This window comes from Burkholderia sp. D-99 (assembly GCF_011605345.1).
Taxonomy (GTDB): Bacteria; Pseudomonadota; Gammaproteobacteria; order Burkholderiales; family Burkholderiaceae; genus Burkholderia.
Genome location: NZ_JAAOXM010000001.1, coordinates 1,355,265 through 1,372,923 on the forward strand (window position 1 = coordinate 1,355,265; position 17,659 = coordinate 1,372,923).

General features: G+C 65.0%; 18 protein-coding genes. 6 read left to right on the forward strand and 12 right to left on the reverse strand.

Annotated elements, in window-relative coordinates:
• Positions 1–15 precede the first annotated feature (15 nt).
• Both HAV18_RS05915 and HAV18_RS05920 read right to left on the reverse strand, forming a co-directional pair.
• Complete coding sequence (locus tag HAV18_RS05915; RefSeq protein WP_166953705.1) at positions 16–1,266, reverse strand: DUF1479 domain-containing protein; 1,251 nt, start codon at positions 1,264–1,266, stop codon at positions 16–18.
• 110 nt (positions 1,267–1,376) lie between these two features.
• Complete coding sequence (locus HAV18_RS05920; protein WP_166953708.1) at positions 1,377–1,766, reverse strand: VOC family protein; 390 nt, start codon at positions 1,764–1,766, stop codon at positions 1,377–1,379.
• A gap of 72 nt (positions 1,767–1,838) precedes the next feature.
• Between HAV18_RS05920 and HAV18_RS05925 the strand changes: the two genes are divergently transcribed.
• Positions 1,839–2,804: an AraC family transcriptional regulator gene (locus HAV18_RS05925; protein WP_166953710.1), complete on the forward strand. Its 966-nt coding sequence runs from the start codon at positions 1,839–1,841 to the stop codon at positions 2,802–2,804.
• A 91-nt stretch (positions 2,805–2,895) separates the two neighbouring features.
• Here the strand turns inward: HAV18_RS05925 and gltA are convergent, their stop codons facing one another.
• The 7 genes from gltA to HAV18_RS05960 form a co-directional block, all read right to left on the reverse strand.
• On the reverse strand, positions 2,896–4,197 hold the full coding sequence (gltA, locus tag HAV18_RS05930) for a citrate synthase (protein ID WP_069251133.1): 1,302 nt from the start codon (positions 4,195–4,197) through the stop codon (positions 2,896–2,898).
• A 66-nt stretch (positions 4,198–4,263) separates the two neighbouring features.
• On the reverse strand, positions 4,264–4,536 hold the full coding sequence (locus tag HAV18_RS05935) for a succinate dehydrogenase assembly factor 2 (RefSeq protein WP_011355742.1): 273 nt from the start codon (positions 4,534–4,536) through the stop codon (positions 4,264–4,266).
• A gap of 11 nt (positions 4,537–4,547) precedes the next feature.
• The gene (locus HAV18_RS05940; protein WP_006479352.1) at positions 4,548–5,249 is read right to left on the reverse strand and encodes a succinate dehydrogenase iron-sulfur subunit; all 702 of its coding nucleotides are present in this window, start codon (positions 5,247–5,249) and stop codon (positions 4,548–4,550) included.
• Positions 5,250–5,270: 21 nt separating this feature from the next.
• Positions 5,271–7,046, reverse strand: coding sequence for a succinate dehydrogenase flavoprotein subunit (sdhA, locus tag HAV18_RS05945; RefSeq protein WP_166953712.1), 1,776 nt, complete (start codon positions 7,044–7,046; stop codon positions 5,271–5,273).
• 3 nt (positions 7,047–7,049) lie between these two features.
• Positions 7,050–7,418: a succinate dehydrogenase, hydrophobic membrane anchor protein gene (gene sdhD / locus HAV18_RS05950; RefSeq protein ID WP_011355745.1), complete on the reverse strand. Its 369-nt coding sequence runs from the start codon at positions 7,416–7,418 to the stop codon at positions 7,050–7,052.
• A 4-nt stretch (positions 7,419–7,422) separates the two neighbouring features.
• On the reverse strand, positions 7,423–7,839 hold the full coding sequence (gene sdhC, locus HAV18_RS05955; RefSeq protein WP_166953715.1) for a succinate dehydrogenase, cytochrome b556 subunit: 417 nt from the start codon (positions 7,837–7,839) through the stop codon (positions 7,423–7,425).
• A 168-nt stretch (positions 7,840–8,007) separates the two neighbouring features.
• Positions 8,008–8,832: a GntR family transcriptional regulator gene (locus HAV18_RS05960; protein ID WP_166954159.1), complete on the reverse strand. Its 825-nt coding sequence runs from the start codon at positions 8,830–8,832 to the stop codon at positions 8,008–8,010.
• 288 nt (positions 8,833–9,120) lie between these two features.
• Between HAV18_RS05960 and HAV18_RS05965 the strand changes: the two genes are divergently transcribed.
• The 5 genes from HAV18_RS05965 (at position 9,121) to acnA (ending at position 16,292) form a co-directional block, all read left to right on the forward strand.
• A complete protein-coding gene (locus HAV18_RS05965; protein WP_059237257.1) occupies positions 9,121–10,107 on the forward strand; it encodes a malate dehydrogenase in 987 nt (328 codons plus the stop codon).
• Between the two features lie 187 nt (positions 10,108–10,294).
• On the forward strand, positions 10,295–11,302 hold the full coding sequence (locus HAV18_RS05970; protein ID WP_166954161.1) for a CoA ester lyase: 1,008 nt from the start codon (positions 10,295–10,297) through the stop codon (positions 11,300–11,302).
• Between the two features lie 230 nt (positions 11,303–11,532).
• The gene (locus tag HAV18_RS05975) at positions 11,533–12,048 is read left to right on the forward strand and encodes a hypothetical protein (protein ID WP_011355750.1); all 516 of its coding nucleotides are present in this window, start codon (positions 11,533–11,535) and stop codon (positions 12,046–12,048) included.
• Between the two features lie 22 nt (positions 12,049–12,070).
• The gene (locus HAV18_RS05980) at positions 12,071–13,522 is read left to right on the forward strand and encodes a bifunctional 2-methylcitrate dehydratase/aconitate hydratase (RefSeq protein ID WP_166953717.1); all 1,452 of its coding nucleotides are present in this window, start codon (positions 12,071–12,073) and stop codon (positions 13,520–13,522) included.
• 52 nt (positions 13,523–13,574) lie between these two features.
• A complete protein-coding gene (gene acnA / locus HAV18_RS05985) occupies positions 13,575–16,292 on the forward strand; it encodes an aconitate hydratase AcnA (protein WP_166953720.1) in 2,718 nt (905 codons plus the stop codon).
• 126 nt (positions 16,293–16,418) lie between these two features.
• Here acnA and HAV18_RS05990 read toward each other — a convergent pair whose 3' ends face one another.
• Genes HAV18_RS05990 through HAV18_RS06000 form a run of 3 tightly spaced genes read right to left on the reverse strand, consistent with a single transcriptional unit; the run spans position 16,419 to position 17,607 of the window.
• A complete protein-coding gene (locus tag HAV18_RS05990) occupies positions 16,419–16,856 on the reverse strand; it encodes a DUF1801 domain-containing protein (protein ID WP_166953722.1) in 438 nt (145 codons plus the stop codon).
• A complete protein-coding gene (locus HAV18_RS05995; RefSeq protein WP_166953724.1) occupies positions 16,853–17,284 on the reverse strand; it encodes an SRPBCC domain-containing protein in 432 nt (143 codons plus the stop codon). Before HAV18_RS05995 ends, HAV18_RS05990 begins: the two co-directional genes overlap by 4 nt.
• Positions 17,284–17,607, reverse strand: a complete 324-nt coding sequence (locus HAV18_RS06000) for a helix-turn-helix transcriptional regulator (RefSeq protein ID WP_041493622.1) — start codon at positions 17,605–17,607, stop codon at positions 17,284–17,286. Before HAV18_RS06000 ends, HAV18_RS05995 begins: the two co-directional genes overlap by 1 nt.
• Positions 17,608–17,659 lie beyond the last annotated feature (52 nt).

The following is a 17,659-nucleotide window of genomic DNA, read 5'->3' on the forward strand; positions in this document are numbered from 1 at the left end:
CACGCAGCTCGGACGTTACGCGCCGGGCCCGAACCCCATCTGCGCGCGGCCCAGCGCCGTCAGATCGCCCTCCCCGCCGCGCCCGTCGAATTCGACCTCGAAATGATCGGCCGGAAAATCGGGCGGACTCTCGCCGCGCAGGAACGCAGCCCGCTGGCGCCGCAGGTACGCGTCGTTCTTCGCGCAACCGGGCGCGGCCGCGATGTACATCACGTTGCTGTCGCCGCTGCCGCGGTGGGCATCCTCGACCGCGTGCACGACGTCGCCGTGCCAGAACACCGCGTCGCCCGGCTCCATGTGCGGGATCGGCACCAGCGCGTCGAGCAACAGTGCGTGCCATTCGGGCCGGATCGACAGCGCGCGGCCCGGACGCGCGCCGCACAGGTCGTCGTCGGCGACATCGTCCTGCAGCGCGCGCAGCACGACATAGGCCATCGCGTTCGCGACCGGGATCAACTGCAGCGTGCCGTCACCGGGCCCCTGCGGCGTGAGTGCGGTCCAGCCCTGGAACGTGCGGAACATCGAGCACACGGCCGGCGACGGGATCTCCTCGACGTCCGGACGGAACGCCGCATCGAACGGGTCGTAATCGCGCCAGCGGCCGGCCAGCACGTGACGGTAGACCTGGCGGAAGTTCGCGCCGAGCCAGCGCTCGACGGAGCCGCCGTCGACGTGCGGCGACAGCCCGAGCGACGTCGAACCGGGCGGCCGGCGACGAATCCGGTCTGCATAGGCCGGCACCTGATCGGGTTCGAAGTGCGTACGCCCGCCGTCCGCGTGCCGCCACAGGCGGTTCAGGAACACGCGCGCCCGGGTCAGTGCCGGCGACTGGCGCGCAGCCACCTGCGGCTTCGACCAATAGACGCCGTAGATCTGCGGCTTGCCCGACGCCAGGTTGCCGAAATAGCGATCCTCGGCGCGCGCATCGAGCCGCTCGGCGAAGCGGTTCGCGTCGAGGTAGGCGCCGATCTCGTCGTTCCAGTCGCGCGCCTGCTGCGCATCGAATACGCCACGGATCACGACCGCGCCACGCGTGCGGATCGCTGCAACCACGCGCGGATCGACGGTCCCGCCTGCGATGTCCGCAAACGGAACCACCGGAATCACGTCATGGCCATGCGCATGCGCGCGGCGGATCGCGTCGACCTGCCGCGCGATGTCGCCCTCCAGCTCGCGGAACGTGGCCGCGTAACCGGGCAGTTCGGCGCGCAGCGCCCTTTTCGCGTCGCGAATCGCGGCAGGCAGGTCGTCAATCGTCAGTTGCATCGTGGTCTCCTCGCTGGCTGGTGTCGTGATGTGCTGTCAGCGTACGGCCGGTGCGCAGCCTCGATCACTACTATCCAGCCAACTATCGATACAATCATGACAACCGTGGATCACTCGGGACGATGGCAGACCACGCACAGCTTGTTGCCATCCGGATCGCGAAAATAGGCGCCGTAGTAGTCGCGGTGATAGTCCGGCCGCAGGCCCGGCTGCCCTTCGCAGGTGCCGCCGTGGCGCAGCGCGAGCGCGTGGCAGCGATCGACGTGCGCGCGCGTTGGCGCGACGAACGCGATCGTGTGGCCATTGCCCGGTTCGGGCGCGCGGCCGTCGAGCGGCTGGCCGAAGAAGAACAGCGGCCGCTCGGCGTCGGCCGGCATCCAGCCCGACCAGCCGTCCGGCTCGCGGAATTTCAGGCGCAGCCCGAGTTCCGCGAACAGCGGCGCGTAGAAATCGTAGGCGCGCGCGCTGTCGGTCACACCCACGCAAACATGTGAAAACATGGCATTGCTCCGTCGTGACGATCGCTCACGATCATGCCACGATGCGATGCCCGCCCTCGCCCGGAGGCCTCGATGAAACCGCAGTACGAGCACGTAACCTTCGCCCCCGGCTGTTCGATCCGCGTCTATCACCGCCAGCTCGCGCGCATCCCGTTCGAATGGCATCGCCATCCCGAGTACGAGCTGACGCTGACGCTCAACAGCCGCGGTCAGCGCTTCATCGGCGATCACGTCTCGCGCTACGCGGACGACGACCTCGTGCTCGTGCCGCCCAACCTGCCGCATACCTGGTCGTCGAACGCACGCATCGATCGCGATGCGCCCGAAGTCGCGGTCGTCATCTGGTTTGACGGCGACTGGGTGCGGCGGCTGGCCGACTGTTGCCCCGAATACGCGCCGCTGCGCTCGCTGCTGCGGCGTGCCGCACCGGGCCTGAGCTTCGACACGGACGCGGCCCGCGCGATGCGCGCACGGCTGCCGCAGTTGCTCGATCCGTCGCCGCGCACCCGGCTCGCGGCCGCGCTCGACACGCTCGCCGATCTCGCGGAAGCCGGCGGCGAACCGCTCGCCACCGCGCACGCGTACGACCGGGCCGAAGGCACGACTCCGCACGCCGACACGGCCGCCCCCGAAGCCGAGCGTCTCGACCGCGTGCTCGACGCGATCGACCGGCACTTCCACGAACCGCTGCGCATCGACGCGCTCGCCGCTGCTGCACATATGTCCGAACGCACCTTGCAGCGCCTGTTCGTCCGGCATCTCGGCGAAAGCGTCGGGCGCTACGTGCAGCGGCTGCGGCTCGCGCACGCGTGCCGTCATCTCGTCGGCACCGACTGGCCGATCGCAACGGTGGCCGCGCGTTGCGGCATTCCAAATACCGCGAACTTCAACCGCCAGTTCCTCGCCGCGCGCGGGATGACGCCCAGCGCATACCGGCAGTTCTTTCTGCGGCACGGCCACGCGCCCGACGATGACGCGCCCGCACTCGACACCCGTCCGCCGTCGCTGGAGCACCGCGCCGATCCGGCGCGCAAATGAAAACACCCCGACGGGATGACCCGTCGGGGTGTCGTGGCGTTGCGTTTTGCCCGACGCGAGCGGCCTGCCGGCCGTTCGCGCCGCACACGACTTAACGTGCGTTGAGCGGCTTCGCTTCGCGCGGCGTATCGCCGATGAACAGCTGACGCGGACGGCCGATCTTCTGCTCCGGATCGCCGATCATTTCGTTCCACTGTGCGATCCAGCCGACCGTACGTGCCATCGCGAAGATACACGTGAACATCGACGTCGGGATGCCCAGCGCGCGCTGGACGATGCCCGAGTAGAAGTCGACGTTCGGGTACAGCTTGCGCGACACGAAGTATTCGTCTTCCAGCGCGATCTTCTCGAGCTGCATCGCGAGCTTGAACAGCGGGTCGTCGTGCAGGCCCAGTTCGTTCAGCACTTCGTAGCACGTTTCGCGCATCAGCTTCGCACGCGGGTCGTAGTTCTTGTACACGCGGTGACCGAAGCCCATCAGCTTCACGCCCGAATTCTTGTCCTTCACCTGCTTGATGAATTCGGGGATGTTGTCCGGCGAACCGATCTGCTCGAGCATGTTCAGCGCGGCTTCGTTCGCACCACCGTGCGCCGGGCCCCACAGACACGCGATACCAGCGGCGATACATGCGAACGGGTTCGCGCCCGACGAGCCGGCCAGGCGGACGGTCGAGGTCGATGCGTTCTGCTCGTGGTCGGCGTGCAGGATCAGGATACGGTCGAGCGCGCGGACGAGCACGTCGTTGACCTTGTACTCTTCGCACGGGTTCGAGAACATCATGTGCATGAAGTTCGCGCTGTACGACAGCGAGTTCTTCGGATACACGAACGGCTGGCCGATGCTGTACTTGTAGGCCATCGCGACGAGCGTCGGCAGCTTCGCGATCATGCGGATCGCCGACACATCACGGTGACGCGGATCGTTGATGTCGAGCGAGTCGTGGTAGAACGCCGACAGCGCGCCGACTGCGGCGACCAGGATCGCCATCGGGTGCGCGTCGCGGCGGAAGCCACGGAAGAAGAAGTGCATCTGCTCGTGCACCATCGTGTGCTTCGTGACGGTGTCGACGAATTCCTTCTTCTGCGCTGCGTTCGGCAGTTCACCCTTCAGCAGCAGGTAGCAGCTTTCGAGGAAGTCGGCGTTTTGCGCGAGGTTGTCGATCGGGTAGCCGCGGTACAGCAGCTCGCCCTTGTCGCCGTCGATGTACGTGATCGCCGAATTACAAGCTGCCGTCGACATGAAGCCCGGGTCGTACGTGAACTTGCCGGTCTGGCCGTACAGCTTGCGGATGTCGATTACGTCCGGGCCCATCGTGCCCTTGTAAATCGGCAGTTCGACGCTCGGCGAGTTGTCGCTGAACGATAGCGTGGCTTTAACATCAGACGGAGTCATGGCACATCCTCAATCGAAATAAAGAAACGGGATTCGATAACGGGCACAACGCGTTACACATTGGCGTTACACGTTGCGCAGCATCTCCAACAGCCGGTGAATATCCGGGCTGTCTAGGTCGCCTTCTGGTTCCTTGCGCGCGAGGAGCAAGTCCATCAGGTCGTTGTCGCTCAGATCGAGCAGGCGCGACAACGCGCCTACGTCTGCATCGGTGAGGTCATGCTCGTATCTGCTGAAGAAACGCTCGAAGATGATGTCGTTTTCCAGCAGACCCCGCCGCGCGCGCCAGCGAAGGCGTGCGCGACGGTGCGGGTCGGATTGATGCGAATCGTCGCTCATTGCACCCGGCCTTAAACCGCGCGGCGAACCATCAGTTCCTTGATCTTGCCGATCGCCTTCGTCGGGTTCAGGCCCTTCGGGCAAACGTCGACGCAGTTCATGATCGTGTGGCAACGGAACAGACGGTACGGGTCTTCCAGGTTGTCGAGGCGCTCGCCGGTGGCCGTGTCGCGGCTGTCCGCGATGAAGCGGTAAGCCTGCAGCAGGCCGGCCGGGCCGACGAACTTGTCCGGGTTCCACCAGAAGCTCGGGCACGACGTCGAGCAGCTCGCGCACAGAATGCACTCGTACACGCCGTCGAGCTCGTCGCGCTCTTCCGGCGACTGGAGACGTTCCTTCTCCGGCGGCGGCGCGTCGTTGATCAGGTACGGCTTGATCGAGTGGTACTGGTTGAAGAAGTGCGTCATGTCGACGATCAGGTCGCGCACGACGGGCAGGCCCGGCAGCGGACGCAGCACGATCTTCTGCGGCAGGTCGTTCAGGTTCGTCAGGCATGCGAGACCGTTCTTGCCGTTGATGTTCATCGCGTCCGAACCGCACACGCCTTCACGGCACGAACGGCGGAACGACAGCGTCTCGTCCAGTGCCTTCAGCTTCACCAGTGCGTCGAGCAGCATGCGCTCATGCTGGATCTCGAGCTCGTACGTCTGCATGCGCGGCGCTGCGTCCTTGTCCGGATCGTAGCGGTAGACTTCAAAAATGCGTTTTGCCATTTCGGATTCCTTTGACTCGGCTTAGAACGTGCGCGGCTTCGGCGGCACGGATTCGACCGTCAGCGGCTTCATTTGAACCGGCTTGTAGTCGAGGCGATCGCCTTCGCTGTACCACAGCGTGTGGCGCAGCCAGTTCTCGTCGTCGCGGTGTTCGTAGTCGCTGTGTGCGTGCGCGCCACGGCTTTCCTTGCGCGCTTCCGCCGACACCATCGTGGCGCGAGCGACTTCGATCAGGTTCTCCAGCTCGAGCGCTTCGACGCGCGCGGTGTTGAACACCTTCGACTTGTCCTTCAGGTGGATGTTTTCCACGCGTGCCGCCAGGCCGGCCATCTGGTCGACGCCTTCCTTCAGCAGTTCGGACGTGCGGAACACGCCTGCGTGCTTCTGCATCGTCGAGCGGATGTCGTTCGCGATGTCCTGCGTGTATTCACCCGAGGTCGACTTGTCGAGCTTCGCCAGGCGTGCCAGCGAGAATTCGCCTGCATCGGCCGGCAACGGCTTGTGTTCCTTCTGGTTCTTCACGTGCTCGACGATGTGGTTGCCGGCCGCACGGCCGAACACCACGAGGTCCAGCAGCGAGTTCGTGCCGAGGCGGTTCGCGCCGTGCACGGACACGCACGAGCATTCGCCCACTGCGTAGAAACCGTTGACCGGCTCCTTGTGATCGCGCGACGTGCCGACGACCTGACCGTGGATGTTGGTCGGGATGCCGCCCATCTGGTAGTGGATCGTCGGGACGACCGGGATCGGTTCCTTGATCGCGTCGACGTTCGCGAACTTCAGCGCGATTTCGCGGATCGACGGCAGACGCTTCATGATCGTCTCGGCGCCGATGTGCGACAGGTCGAGCAGCACGTGATCCTTGTTCGGACCCACGCCACGGCCTTCCTTGATTTCCTGGTCCATCGAACGCGACACGAAGTCACGCGGCGCCAGATCCTTCAGCGTCGGTGCATAGCGCTCCATGAAGCGCTCGCCGTTCGCGTTGCGCAGGATACCGCCTTCGCCGCGCACGCCTTCGGTGATCAGCACGCCCGCGCCGGCCACGCCGGTCGGGTGGAACTGCCAGAACTCCATGTCCTGCAGCGCGATGCCCGAACGCGCAGCCATGCCGAGGCCGTCGCCGGTGTTGATGAACGCGTTGGTCGATGCCGCGAAGATCCGGCCTGCGCCGCCCGTCGCGAACAGCGTCGTCTTGCCTTCCATGATGTAGACGTCACCCGTCTCCATCTCGAGGGCCGTCACGCCGAGCACGTCGCCTTCCGCGTCGCGGATCAGGTCGAGCGCCATCCATTCGACGAAGAACTGCGTCTTCGCTTCGACGTTCTGCTGGTACAGCGTGTGCAGCAGCGCGTGACCGGTACGGTCGGCGGCCGCGCATGCGCGCTGGACCGGCTTCTCGCCGTAGTTCGCGGTGTGGCCGCCGAACGGGCGCTGGTAGATCGTGCCGTCCGCGTTGCGGTCGAACGGCATGCCGAAGTGCTCGAGTTCGTACACGACGTTCGGCGCTTCACGGCACATGAATTCGATCGCGTCCTGGTCGCCGAGCCAGTCGGAACCCTTGATCGTGTCGTAGAAGTGGAAGTGCCAGTTGTCTTCGCTCATGTTGCCGAGCGATGCACCGATACCGCCCTGCGCGGCCACCGTGTGCGAACGCGTCGGGAACACCTTCGACAGCACGCCGACCGACAGGCCCGCGCGCGACAGTTGCAGCGCTGCGCGCAAGCCGGAGCCGCCCGCGCCGACGATCACCACGTCGAACTTGCGGCGCGGGAGGTTAGATTTGATTGCAGCCATTCTTTACACTCTCCAGAGAATCTGCGCGGCGTAGCCCGCACATGCGAGCAGCCAGACGATGGTCAGCGATTGCAGCAGCAGGCGCACACCGACGGGCTTCACGTAGTCCATCCAGATGTCGCGCACGCCGACCCATGCGTGGTAGAAGAGGGAAAGCAGCATCACGAAGGTCGCGAGCTTCATCCATTGCGCGGCGAAGATCGATGCCCAGCCTTCGTACGAGAAATCGTGCGCGCCGAAGAACAGGACGAGCAGAATGACCGTGTAGACTGCCATGATCGTGGCGGTGATGCGCTGCGCAAGCCAGTCGCGCAGGCCGTAGTGTGCGCCGACGACGAGGCGCTTCGAGCCGATTCGGTTATTGGCTGCCATTTTCTTAGAATGCTCCGAACAGTTTGAGTGCCATGGCGATCGTCAGGGCGATCGAGACGACAAACGCGACGACTGCCGTCCGCTTGCCGCCTTCCTTCGTGACGGCGTCGTGGTTGACGTCCATCAGCAGGTGGCGAATGCCGGCGCAGAAATGGTGGAAGAAGGCCCACGACAGTGCGAGGACGATCAGCTTGACGATGATGTTGGAGAGGAAAGCCTTGAAGACTTCGAAGCTGAGCTCTGACGTGAGGCTCTGGTCGAAGAGGAACAGCAGGAACGGCAGGAACAGGAACAGCAGCGCGCCGCTGACTCGATGGAGAATCGACAAAGTCGCTGCCAGCGGCATGCGATATTTCATCGTGATATCGCTGAATCCGATGTTCCGGTATTCCGGCCTCGGCTTTCTTACTGCGTCAGTCATGCTAGACCCCTACTATGTTGTCACACTAATCCGCGATTTTAGCGCCTTTTTATATCGCGCTGCAGCGAAAGTCTGCTCTGGATAGTTGCGCGAACAAGAACAAAGGCGGCCCGAAACGTGCTTCGCAAGCGTGGGAATCGCGAAGCACTCGGCTTGAGCCGAAGCTACTCAACTCAAGTCATTCTGATAGTAGTACCCGGTTGTGACATACCAGCCGCGACGCACTTCCACCGGCCGGTCTCCGTATGTATAGGACACGCGCTCGACAGACAGCAAAGGAAAACCCGCCGGCACGTGCAGCAGGTCGGCCACCGCCGGCTCCGCCGCCACCGCGCGGATCTTCTCCGTCGCGCGGATCATCCGTGTGCCGAACTCCGTCTCGAACATTGCGTAGAGCGGCCCCTTGTACTCGCTCAGCCGCTCGAACGTGAGCCCGCGGAACATCGCGCCCGGCAGCCAGATCTCGTCGAGCACCGTCACTTCGTTCTCGAACTCCAGCAGGCGGCGCACCTGCACGACCGGATCGGCCGGCTTCAGGTCGAGCTGCCGCGCGATCTCGGCCGGCGCACGCAGGCGCCGGCATTCGAGCAGGCGGCTTACGTGCGGGTGTTCGGCACCGTCGTCGGCCAGCAGGCGCAGGAAGCGGAACTGTGCGCGGTCCTCATTGTGCGTTGCAACAAAAGTACCCTTGCCCTGCCGCCGGACCACGAGGTTTTCGGCGGCCAGCTCGTCGATCGCCTTGCGAACGGTGCCCTGGCTGACCTTGTAGCGGGCCGCGAGCTCCACTTCGCTCGGGATGATCTCGCCCGGCTTCCATTCACCGGTTTCGAGACTTTGCGTGATCAATGACTTAATCTGCTGGTATAACGGGCTGAACGTCGGCGACGGCGGCGCCGCAGGCGACGGTGCGGGATCGCCCGCGCCCGGCTGCCCTGGGCCGCCTGCGCCGGTCTGATTCGCGGTATTCGCCTGGTTCGATGTCATGGCGCGCATTTCATCACAAACCGCACTTTTTCGTCCACTCAATTTCCGCAAAACATCTGTCTTATATAAGACATATGATACCGTTTGACATTGCGCGTGACGGCTCCTACACTCCCGGTCGAGCAAGGGTTCGCGGGTGCAACAGCGCGTCCCCGGCTACGTGCCACGGCCGTCTCCAGGTTCACCGCGTCTGCCATCGCGAGTCCTCCGCCCTGCTTCAATGCAACGTTACGCACAACGCGCATAGAATGGCGTTTTCGCTAGCGTCCAACGCTTCAACCGTCCTGGAGATTTTCAATGGCTAAGCCCGCAAAGCGCGTTGCCGTCACCGGCGCCGCAGGTCAAATCGCTTACTCCCTGCTGTTCCGCATCGCGAACGGCGACCTGCTCGGCAAGGACCAGCCGGTCATCCTGCAACTGCTCGACCTCCCGCAAGCCCAAGGCGCCGTCAAGGGCGTCGTGATGGAACTCGACGATTGCGCGTTCCCGCTGCTCGCGGGCGTCGTGATCACCGACGATCCCAAGGTTGCATTCAAGGATGCAGACGTCGCGCTGCTGGTCGGTGCACGTCCGCGCTCGAAGGGCATGGAGCGCAAGGACCTGCTGTCGGCAAACGCCGAAATCTTCACGGTTCAGGGCGCTGCACTGAACGAAGTCGCCAGCCGCGACGTGAAGGTGCTGGTCGTCGGCAACCCGGCGAACACGAACGCATACATCGCGATGAAGTCGGCGCCGGATCTGCCGAAGAAGAACTTCACGGCCATGCTGCGCCTCGACCACAACCGCGCGCTGTCGCAGCTCGCAGCGAAGTCGGGCAAGCCGGTCGCGTCGATCGAGAAGCTCGCCGTGTGGGGCAACCACTCGCCGACGATGTACCCGGATTTCCGCTTCGCGACCGCCGAAGGCGAATCGCTGCTGAAGCTGATCAACGACGACGTGTGGAACCGCGACACGTTCATCCCGACCGTCGGCAAGCGCGGCGCGGCGATCATCGAAGCGCGCGGCCTGTCGTCGGCAGCGTCGGCAGCCAACGCAGCGATCGACCACGTGCGTGACTGGGTCCTCGGCACGAACGGCAAGTGGGTCACGATGGGCATCCCGTCGGACGGCTCGTACGGCATCCCCGAAGACATCATCTACGGCGTGCCGGTCGTGTGCGAAAACGGCGAGTACAAGCGCATCGAAGGCCTGGAAATCGACGCGTTCTCGCGCGAGAAGATGGACGGCACGCTGGCCGAGCTGCTCGAAGAGCGCGATGGCGTCGCCCACCTGCTGAAGAACTAAGCATCACGCGCCTTTGCCGGGCGGCCCTCGGGCCACCCGGTTCCGGCCCGGGCCGGCGCCAGCCGCCGGCCCTGCCGAACGATCCGATCCGCGCACGTTTTGCCGCCCCGCGCCCGCCGCGCACCAGCCCAGAACCTGCCCGAATCCGATTTTCTCCACGTTGACCCGCTTCCCTGACGTAGACGAGATGGCCGCGCTCACTCCTGCACAAGTGCTGTACGACGGGGCGTCCCCGCCCGCGATCCTGCCCTGCTGCGATCACTACGCGGGCAGCGAAAAGCTGATGCGCAAGTCGCTCGCGCTGCAGGCCGAGCTGGGTCCCGTATTCGACATCACGTTCGACTGCGAGGACGGCGCGGCCGTCGGCCAGGAAGCCGCGCACGCGGCACTCGTCACCGAGATGCTCGGCAGCGACGAGAACCGCTTCGGCCGCGTCGGCGTCCGCATCCACGACTTTTCCCATCCGCACTGGCGCGACGACGTGCGCATCGTGCTGCGTGCGTCGCGCGCACCCGCCTACATCACGCTCCCGAAGATCGCGAGTGCCGCCGACGCAGCCGAAATGACCGCGTTCATCGAAGGCACGCGCCGCGAGCTCGGCATTACGCAGCCGATCCCGGTCGACGTGCTGGTCGAGACGCACGGCGCGCTCGCGCAGGCGGCCGCCCTCGCCGCGCTGCCGACGGTCGGCACGCTGAGCTTCGGGCTGATGGATTTCGTCTCCGCGCACCATGGCGCGATTCCCGATGCCGCGATGCGCTCGCCCAGCCAGTTCGAGCATCCGCTCGTGCGCCGCGCGAAGCTGGAAATCGCCGCGGCCTGCCACGCGCACGGCAAGACACCGTCGCACAACGTGACGACCGAGGTGCGTGACATGAGCGTCGTCGCCGCCGATGCACGCCGCGCGCGCGACGAATTCGCCTTCACGCGGATGTGGAGTATCCACCCCGCGCAGATCCGACCGATCGTCGACGCATTCGCGCCGCGCACCGACGAGGTCGCGCTGGCCGCCGAGATTCTGCTGGCCGCGCAGGCCGCCGACTGGGGGCCGACGCGCCACGGTGATACGCTGCACGATCGCGCGAGTTACCGGTATTACTGGTCGGTGCTGCGCCGCGCGCGGGCCACCGGCCAGCCCGTACCGGCCGAGGCCGCGCCGCTGTTCGGCCCTGCCGCCGGGGGCAGCGCGCCGTAAGCGCGCGCCGCCGGCCGATACACGAGTTTCATGCATTCGACGGGGCGCGAACCGGATAGAGGTTTGCGAAACGACAAAAAACGTAACGGAGCCCGAAAACCTGATATGTACGCGGCCAAATAGGTGAAAATAGCGGCCGCTGCGCGCTTTCGGGGCGCGTGCAGTTTCAAACCGGCCGGCAGTTTCGATTGCCGACCCTTGTCAACTGATTATCGAAAGGTTCTGACTCCATGAAGAAACTCCTGATCGCTACCGCCATCGGCGCCTTGTCCGCCACGATGCTGGTGTCGGCTCCGAGCGCGTTTGCCCAGGGTACGACCACGACGACCGCGAAGAAGGCAACGGCCAAGCGCCCGGCGCCGGCCAAGCGCATCATCCCGCGCAGCAAGAAGGCACAGGCACGTGCCGCCGCCAAGGTCGATCCGGTACCGGACGGCGCGGTCAAGTGGTCCTGCAAGGAAGGTCTGTCGTTCGACCTCGCCGGTGACATGAAGCGTGACCAAGTGGTCACGGTTCACTGGGCGAAGAAGAACTACAAGCTGCCGCGTCAGGCCACGACGACGGGCGCCGACACGTTCTATGATCCGGCAGCAGGCTTCAAGCTGATCGTGATCCCGACCAAGGCGATGCTGTTCTCCGACGCAAACGGCGGCGAGCGCCTCGCGGACGAATGCGTGACGCCGGAAATGACGCAAGGCACGCCGGCACCGACGCAGTCGAACGAACTGAAGCCGGCAACGAACTAAGCGCGTTCCCATCGGCCCCTCGATGTCCGCCCCGGTCTCCAACGTCCGCCCTGCTCCGGATACGGTACTCGTCGATATCGTCGACTACGTGCTGAATGCCGGTATCGACAGCGCGCTCGCGCTGGAGACGGCGCGTCATTGCCTGATCGACACGCTCGGATGCGGACTCGAGGCGCTGTCCTACCCTGCCTGCACCAAGCTGCTCGGCCCCGTCGTGCCCGGCACGATCGTGCCGAACGGCGCGAAGGTGCCCGGCACGTCCTTCCAGCTCGATCCCGTCCAGGCCGCGTTCGGCATCGGCGCGATGATCCGCTGGCTGGACTTCAACGACACCTGGCTCGCCGCCGAATGGGGCCATCCGTCCGATAATCTCGGCGGCATCCTGGCGACGGCCGACTGGCTCTCCCGCACGGCCGTCGCGGCCGGCCGGAAGCCGCTCACGATGCGCGACGTGCTGGTCGCGATGATCCAGGCCCACGAGATCCAGGGCTGCCTCGCACTCGAAAATTCGTTCAATGCGGTCGGGCTCGACCATGTGCTGCTCGTGAAGGCCGCGTCGACGGCCGTCGTCGGCCGCCTGCTCGGGCTCACGCGCGACGAGCTGATCAACGCGGTGTCCAACGCGTTCGTCGACGGCCAGGCGCTGCGCACCTACCGCCACGCGCCGAACACGGGCTCACGCAAGTCATGGGCGGCCGGCGACGCCACGTCCCGCGCGGTGCGCCTCGCGCTGATCGCGAAAACGGGCGAAATGGGCTACCCGTCGGCGCTCACCGCAAAGACCTGGGGCTTCTACGACGTGCTGTTCGACGGCAAGCCGTTTCGCTTCCAGCGCCCGTACGGCACGTACGTGATGGAAAACGTGCTGTTCAAGATCGCGTTCCCCGCCGAATTCCATGCGCAAACGGCCGCCGAGGCCGCGCTGCAGCTGCACGCGCAGCTTGCCGCCGCGGGCCGCACGACCGACGAGATCAGCCGGATCACGATCCGCACGCACGCGGCCGCGATCCGCATCATCGACAAGCAGGGTCCGCTCGCCAATCCGGCCGACCGCGACCACTGCATCCAGTACATGGTCGCCGTGCCGCTGCTGTTCGGCCGGCTGACCGCGGCCGACTACGAAGATTCGGCCGCCGCCGATCCCCGCATCGACGCGCTGCGCGCGAAAACCGTGTGCGTCGAGGATCCGCAGTTCACGAAGGATTACCACGACCCGGACAAGCGCTCGATCGCGAATGCACTGACGATCGAGTTCACGGACGGGTCGAAGCTTGCCGAGGTGGCGGTCGAATACCCGCTCGGCCATCAGCGGCGGCGCGCCGAAGGCATCCCGCTCCTGGTCGAGAAGTTCAGGGCCAACCTTGCCCGCCGTTTCCCGGCAAAGCAGCAACAAGCGATTCTCGACGTGTCGCTGGACCAGGCAAAGCTCGAAGCAATGCCGGTCGATGAGTACGTCGATCTGTATGTGATATAGCCGTCATCTACAGGACTCTTTGTTTCCTAGCCTTAAACCCAGGAAAATCACCATGGCCCACAATCTCCACAAGACCCTCAAGGAATTCGACAGCGGTTCCGGTAAAGGCAAGTTCTACTCGCTGCCGCAGCTCGGCAAGGAACTGAAGACGAAGATCGAACGCCTGCCTGTGTCGATCCGTATCGTGCTCGAGTCCGTGCTGCGCAACTACGACGGCAAGAAAATCACCGAGGAGCACATCGAGCAGCTCGCGAACTGGAAGCCGACCGCGAAGCGCGTCGACGAAATTCCGTTCGTGGTGTCGCGCGTCGTGCTGCAGGATTTCACGGGCGTGCCGCTGCTCGCCGACATCGCGGCCATGCGCGGCGTCGCGGAGCGCACGGGCAAGAACCCGAAGAAGATCGAGCCGCTGGTCCCGGTCGATCTCGTCGTCGATCACTCGGTCCAGATCGACTACTTCCGCCAGAAGGACGCGCTCGACCTGAACATGAAACTGGAATTCCAGCGCAACAACGAGCGCTACCAGTTCATGAAGTGGGGCATGCAGGCCTTCGACACGTTCAAGGTCGTGCCCCCGGGCGTCGGCATCGTCCACCAGGTGAACCTCGAATACCTCGCGCGCGGCGTCCACAAGAAGGCGGACGGCGGCGACACCGTGTACTACCCGGATACCCTCGTCGGCACCGACAGCCACACGACGATGATCAACGGCATCGGCGTGGTCGGCTGGGGCGTGGGCGGCATCGAAGCCGAAGCCGGCATGCTCGGCCAGCCGGTGTACTTCCTGACGCCGGACGTCGTCGGCGTCGAGCTGAAGGGCAAGCTGCGCGAAGGCGTGACGGCCACCGACCTGGTGCTGACGATCACCGAAATGCTGCGTAAGGAGAAGGTCGTCGGCAAGTTCGTCGAATTCTTTGGCGAAGGCACGAAGTCACTGTCGCTGCCGGACCGCGCGACGATCGGCAACATGGCGCCGGAATACGGCGCGACGATGGGCTTCTTCCCGGTCGACGAAAAGACGATCGACTACTTCGAAGGCACGGGCCGCACGAAGGCGGAAATCGCCGCGTTCGAAAGCTACTTCAAGGCGCAGAAGCTGTTCGGCATCCCGAAGGCCGGCGACATCGACTACACGAAGGTCGTGACGCTGGATCTCGCGACGGTCGCGCCGTCGCTGGCCGGCCCGAAGCGTCCGCAGGACCGCATCGAGATCGGCAACGTCAAGTCGACGTTCACCGACCTGTTCTCGAAGCCGGTCGCGGACAACGGCTTCGCGAAGAAGGCGGACGACCTGAACACGCAGTACACGACGAGCAACAACGTCGACGTGAAGAACGGCGACGTGCTGATCGCCGCGATCACGTCGTGCACGAACACGTCGAACCCGAGCGTGCTGCTGGCCGCCGGCCTGCTCGCGAAGAAGGCGGTCGAGGCCGGCCTCACGGTCGATCCGAAGATCAAGACCTCGCTCGCGCCGGGATCGCGCATCGTCACCGAGTACCTGACGAAGACGGGCCTGCTGCCCTACCTGTCGAAGCTCGGTTTCGAAGTCGCGGCCTACGGCTGCACGACCTGTATCGGCAACGCGGGCGACCTGACGCCGGAGCTGAACGAAGCGATCACGAAGAACGACATCGTCGCGGCAGCCGTGCTGTCGGGCAACCGTAACTTCGAAGCGCGTATCCACCCGAACATCCGCGCGAACTTCCTCGCGTCGCCGCCGCTGGTCGTCGCGTACGCGATCGCCGGCAACATCACGCGCGACCTGATGACGGAACCGGTCGGCAAGGGCAAGGGCGGCCGCGACATCTACCTCGGCGACATCTGGCCGACGAGCGATGAAATCCACGCGCTGCTCAAGTTCGCGCTCGATCCGAAGAAGTTCGAGGACAACTACTCGAAGCTGACCAAGAAGGGCGACCTCTGGAGCAAGATCGAGGGCGAATCGGGCCAGGTCTACGACTGGCCGAAGTCGACCTACATCGCCGAGCCGCCGTTCTTCGGCAACGACTTCTCGATGGAACCGGCTGCGTCGATCCCGACGGTCAAGGGCGCGCGCGCACTGGGCATCTTCGGTGACTCGGTCACGACCGACCACATCAGCCCGGCAGGCTCGATCAAGGAAGACTCGCCGGCAGGCAAGTGGCTGAAGGAAAACGGCGTGCAGAAGGCCGACTTCAACAGCTACGGCTCGCGCCGCGGCAACCACGACGTGATGATGCGCGGCACGTTCGCGAACGTTCGGATCAAGAACCTGATGATCCCGGCGAAGGCGGACGGCTCGCGCGTCGAAGGCGGCCTGACGATCCATCAGCCGAGCGGAGAACAGCAGTCGATCTACGACGCGGCCATGCAGTATGTCGGCGCCGATACGCCGACCGTCGTGTTCGCGGGTGAAGAGTACGGCACGGGCTCGTCGCGCGACTGGGCCGCGAAGGGCACGCAGCTGCTCGGCGTGAAGGCCGTGATCGCACGCAGCTTCGAGCGTATCCACCGCTCGAACCTGGTCGGCATGGGCGTGCTGCCGCTGCAGTTCAAGGGCTCGGACAGCATCCAGTCGCTCGGCATCACCGGCGACGAGACGTACGACATCGAAGGCCTCGGCGACGACTTCAAGCCGCAGCAGGACGTCACGCTCGTGATCAACCGCAAGAACGGCGAAACGCAGCGCGTGCAGGTACTGCTGCGCATCGATACGCCGATCGAAGTCGACTACTACAAGCACGGCGGTATCCTGCCGTTCGTGCTGCGCTCGCTGCTCGCAGCGTAAGCGCCCTGCTTTTGCAGGTGCCGCAGCCGCCTCGCGGGCGGTTGCGGCCGATTTGGATGCCCGACCTCGTGTCGGGCTTTTTTTTGGCTGCGCGGCGCTACGCGGCGTGGCCGGTCGTGCTGCGCGTCACGCCGCCTCGTCGGCCCGCGCTTTCGTGCCTGCGCCCGCTCGCCGCGTGTTCTTCTTCAGATGCGTCCGGTTGTATTCGATCGCCGCACGCACGAGGTTCTTCAGCGCCCGCTTGTCGAGCCGGTCGCCTTCGAACAGATCGATCGCGCGTCGCGCATTGCCGTCGAGGCCGTCGTTGAACAGCTTGTCGGGATCGGGCAACTGCGCACCGTGCATGAACGTCAGCTTCACCTTGCCCTTGTGCGCGTTCGCCACCGCGATCATCCCGTCGCACGACCAGACGGGGCTACCCATCCATTTCCATTCCTCGACGATGCCCGCCTGCGCAGCGAGGATCGTCTGGCGCAGGTCGGCGAAGGTCTTGCCGCGCCAGTCGGCGATGCCGGCGATCAGCGCGTCGATGCGCTCCGACGGCGTGAGGTCCGTTGTGCTCATGCGCGGGCCTCCGTGCCTTCGTCGGGGCGCGCCAGCACCTGTTCGAGCGAATCGAGGAACCGGACCCAGCCGTGCTGCGCACCGCGGTATGCCTGCTCCTGGTCCGTGCGGAAGCCGACCTGCTCCATCCGCAGGTGCGTGCCGGCCGGCGTCGGCGTGAGCGTCCACGTGACGACGCTTTCGAGGCCGTACGCGGCCCACGTGTAGGACAGCGTGCGCGGCGGCTCGATCGCCAGCACCGTGCAGTCGACCGAGCCCCAGTCGGCGCGGAAGCTGAACGCACGGCCAGCGACGGGCTCGAAGTCGCTCTTCATCAGCCACGCCTCGATCAGGTGCGGTTGCGTGAGCGCGCGCCAGATCTTCTCCGGCGGATGCGGCAGCTCGCGATCGACGACGACGGAGCGCGTTTCGGTGGTGGCCTGGTTCATTACTGGTCCATCCTTTTCAGAAGATCTTCGAGGGCATCGAACCGGTTCTGCCAGAAGCCCGCCATCTGGCTCGTCCAGTCGATCAGCGGGGCCAGCGCTTGCGGCTGCGCGCTGTAGTGCGTCTGCCGGCCTTCGTGACGGTCGCTCACGAGCCCGGCCTGCTTCAGGACGCCGAGATGCTTCGAGACGGCCGGCTGCGAGACGCCCGCATGGGCAGTCAGCGCGGCAACCGTCAGCTCGCCGTCCGCGCACAGCCGCTCGAAGAGCGCGCGGCGCGTGGGATCGGCAAGCGTCCTGAAAAGCATGTCGTGTGCGTTCTGCATGTCGTTCACAATTCATAACCCGTTGGTTATGGATTGAAGGATATCTGCTGAA

Excerpts from the sequence above, each read along its gene's own strand:
- HAV18_RS05915 (WP_166953705.1), bottom strand. The coding sequence starts at position 1,266 with ATGCAACTGACGATTGACGACCTGCCTGCCGCGATTCGCGACGCGAAA.
- HAV18_RS05920 (WP_166953708.1), bottom strand. The coding sequence starts at position 1,766 with ATGTTTTCACATGTTTGCGTGGGTGTGACCGACAGCGCGCGCGCCTAC.
- HAV18_RS05925 (WP_166953710.1), top strand. The coding sequence starts at position 1,839 with ATGAAACCGCAGTACGAGCACGTAACCTTCGCCCCCGGCTGTTCGATC.
- gltA (WP_069251133.1), bottom strand. The coding sequence starts at position 4,197 with ATGACTCCGTCTGATGTTAAAGCCACGCTATCGTTCAGCGACAACTCG.
- HAV18_RS05935 (WP_011355742.1), bottom strand. The coding sequence starts at position 4,536 with ATGAGCGACGATTCGCATCAATCCGACCCGCACCGTCGCGCACGCCTT.
- HAV18_RS05940 (WP_006479352.1), bottom strand. The coding sequence starts at position 5,249 with ATGGCAAAACGCATTTTTGAAGTCTACCGCTACGATCCGGACAAGGAC.
- sdhA (WP_166953712.1), bottom strand. The coding sequence starts at position 7,046 with ATGGCTGCAATCAAATCTAACCTCCCGCGCCGCAAGTTCGACGTGGTG.
- sdhD (WP_011355745.1), bottom strand. The coding sequence starts at position 7,418 with ATGGCAGCCAATAACCGAATCGGCTCGAAGCGCCTCGTCGTCGGCGCA.
- sdhC (WP_166953715.1), bottom strand. The coding sequence starts at position 7,839 with ATGACTGACGCAGTAAGAAAGCCGAGGCCGGAATACCGGAACATCGGA.
- HAV18_RS05960 (WP_166954159.1), bottom strand. The coding sequence starts at position 8,832 with ATGCGCGCCATGACATCGAACCAGGCGAATACCGCGAATCAGACCGGC.
- HAV18_RS05965 (WP_059237257.1), top strand. The coding sequence starts at position 9,121 with ATGGCTAAGCCCGCAAAGCGCGTTGCCGTCACCGGCGCCGCAGGTCAA.
- HAV18_RS05970 (WP_166954161.1), top strand. The coding sequence starts at position 10,295 with ATGGCCGCGCTCACTCCTGCACAAGTGCTGTACGACGGGGCGTCCCCG.
- HAV18_RS05975 (WP_011355750.1), top strand. The coding sequence starts at position 11,533 with ATGAAGAAACTCCTGATCGCTACCGCCATCGGCGCCTTGTCCGCCACG.
- HAV18_RS05980 (WP_166953717.1), top strand. The coding sequence starts at position 12,071 with ATGTCCGCCCCGGTCTCCAACGTCCGCCCTGCTCCGGATACGGTACTC.
- acnA (WP_166953720.1), top strand. The coding sequence starts at position 13,575 with ATGGCCCACAATCTCCACAAGACCCTCAAGGAATTCGACAGCGGTTCC.
- HAV18_RS05990 (WP_166953722.1), bottom strand. The coding sequence starts at position 16,856 with ATGAGCACAACGGACCTCACGCCGTCGGAGCGCATCGACGCGCTGATC.
- HAV18_RS05995 (WP_166953724.1), bottom strand. The coding sequence starts at position 17,284 with ATGAACCAGGCCACCACCGAAACGCGCTCCGTCGTCGTCGATCGCGAG.
- HAV18_RS06000 (WP_041493622.1), bottom strand. The coding sequence starts at position 17,607 with ATGCAGAACGCACACGACATGCTTTTCAGGACGCTTGCCGATCCCACG.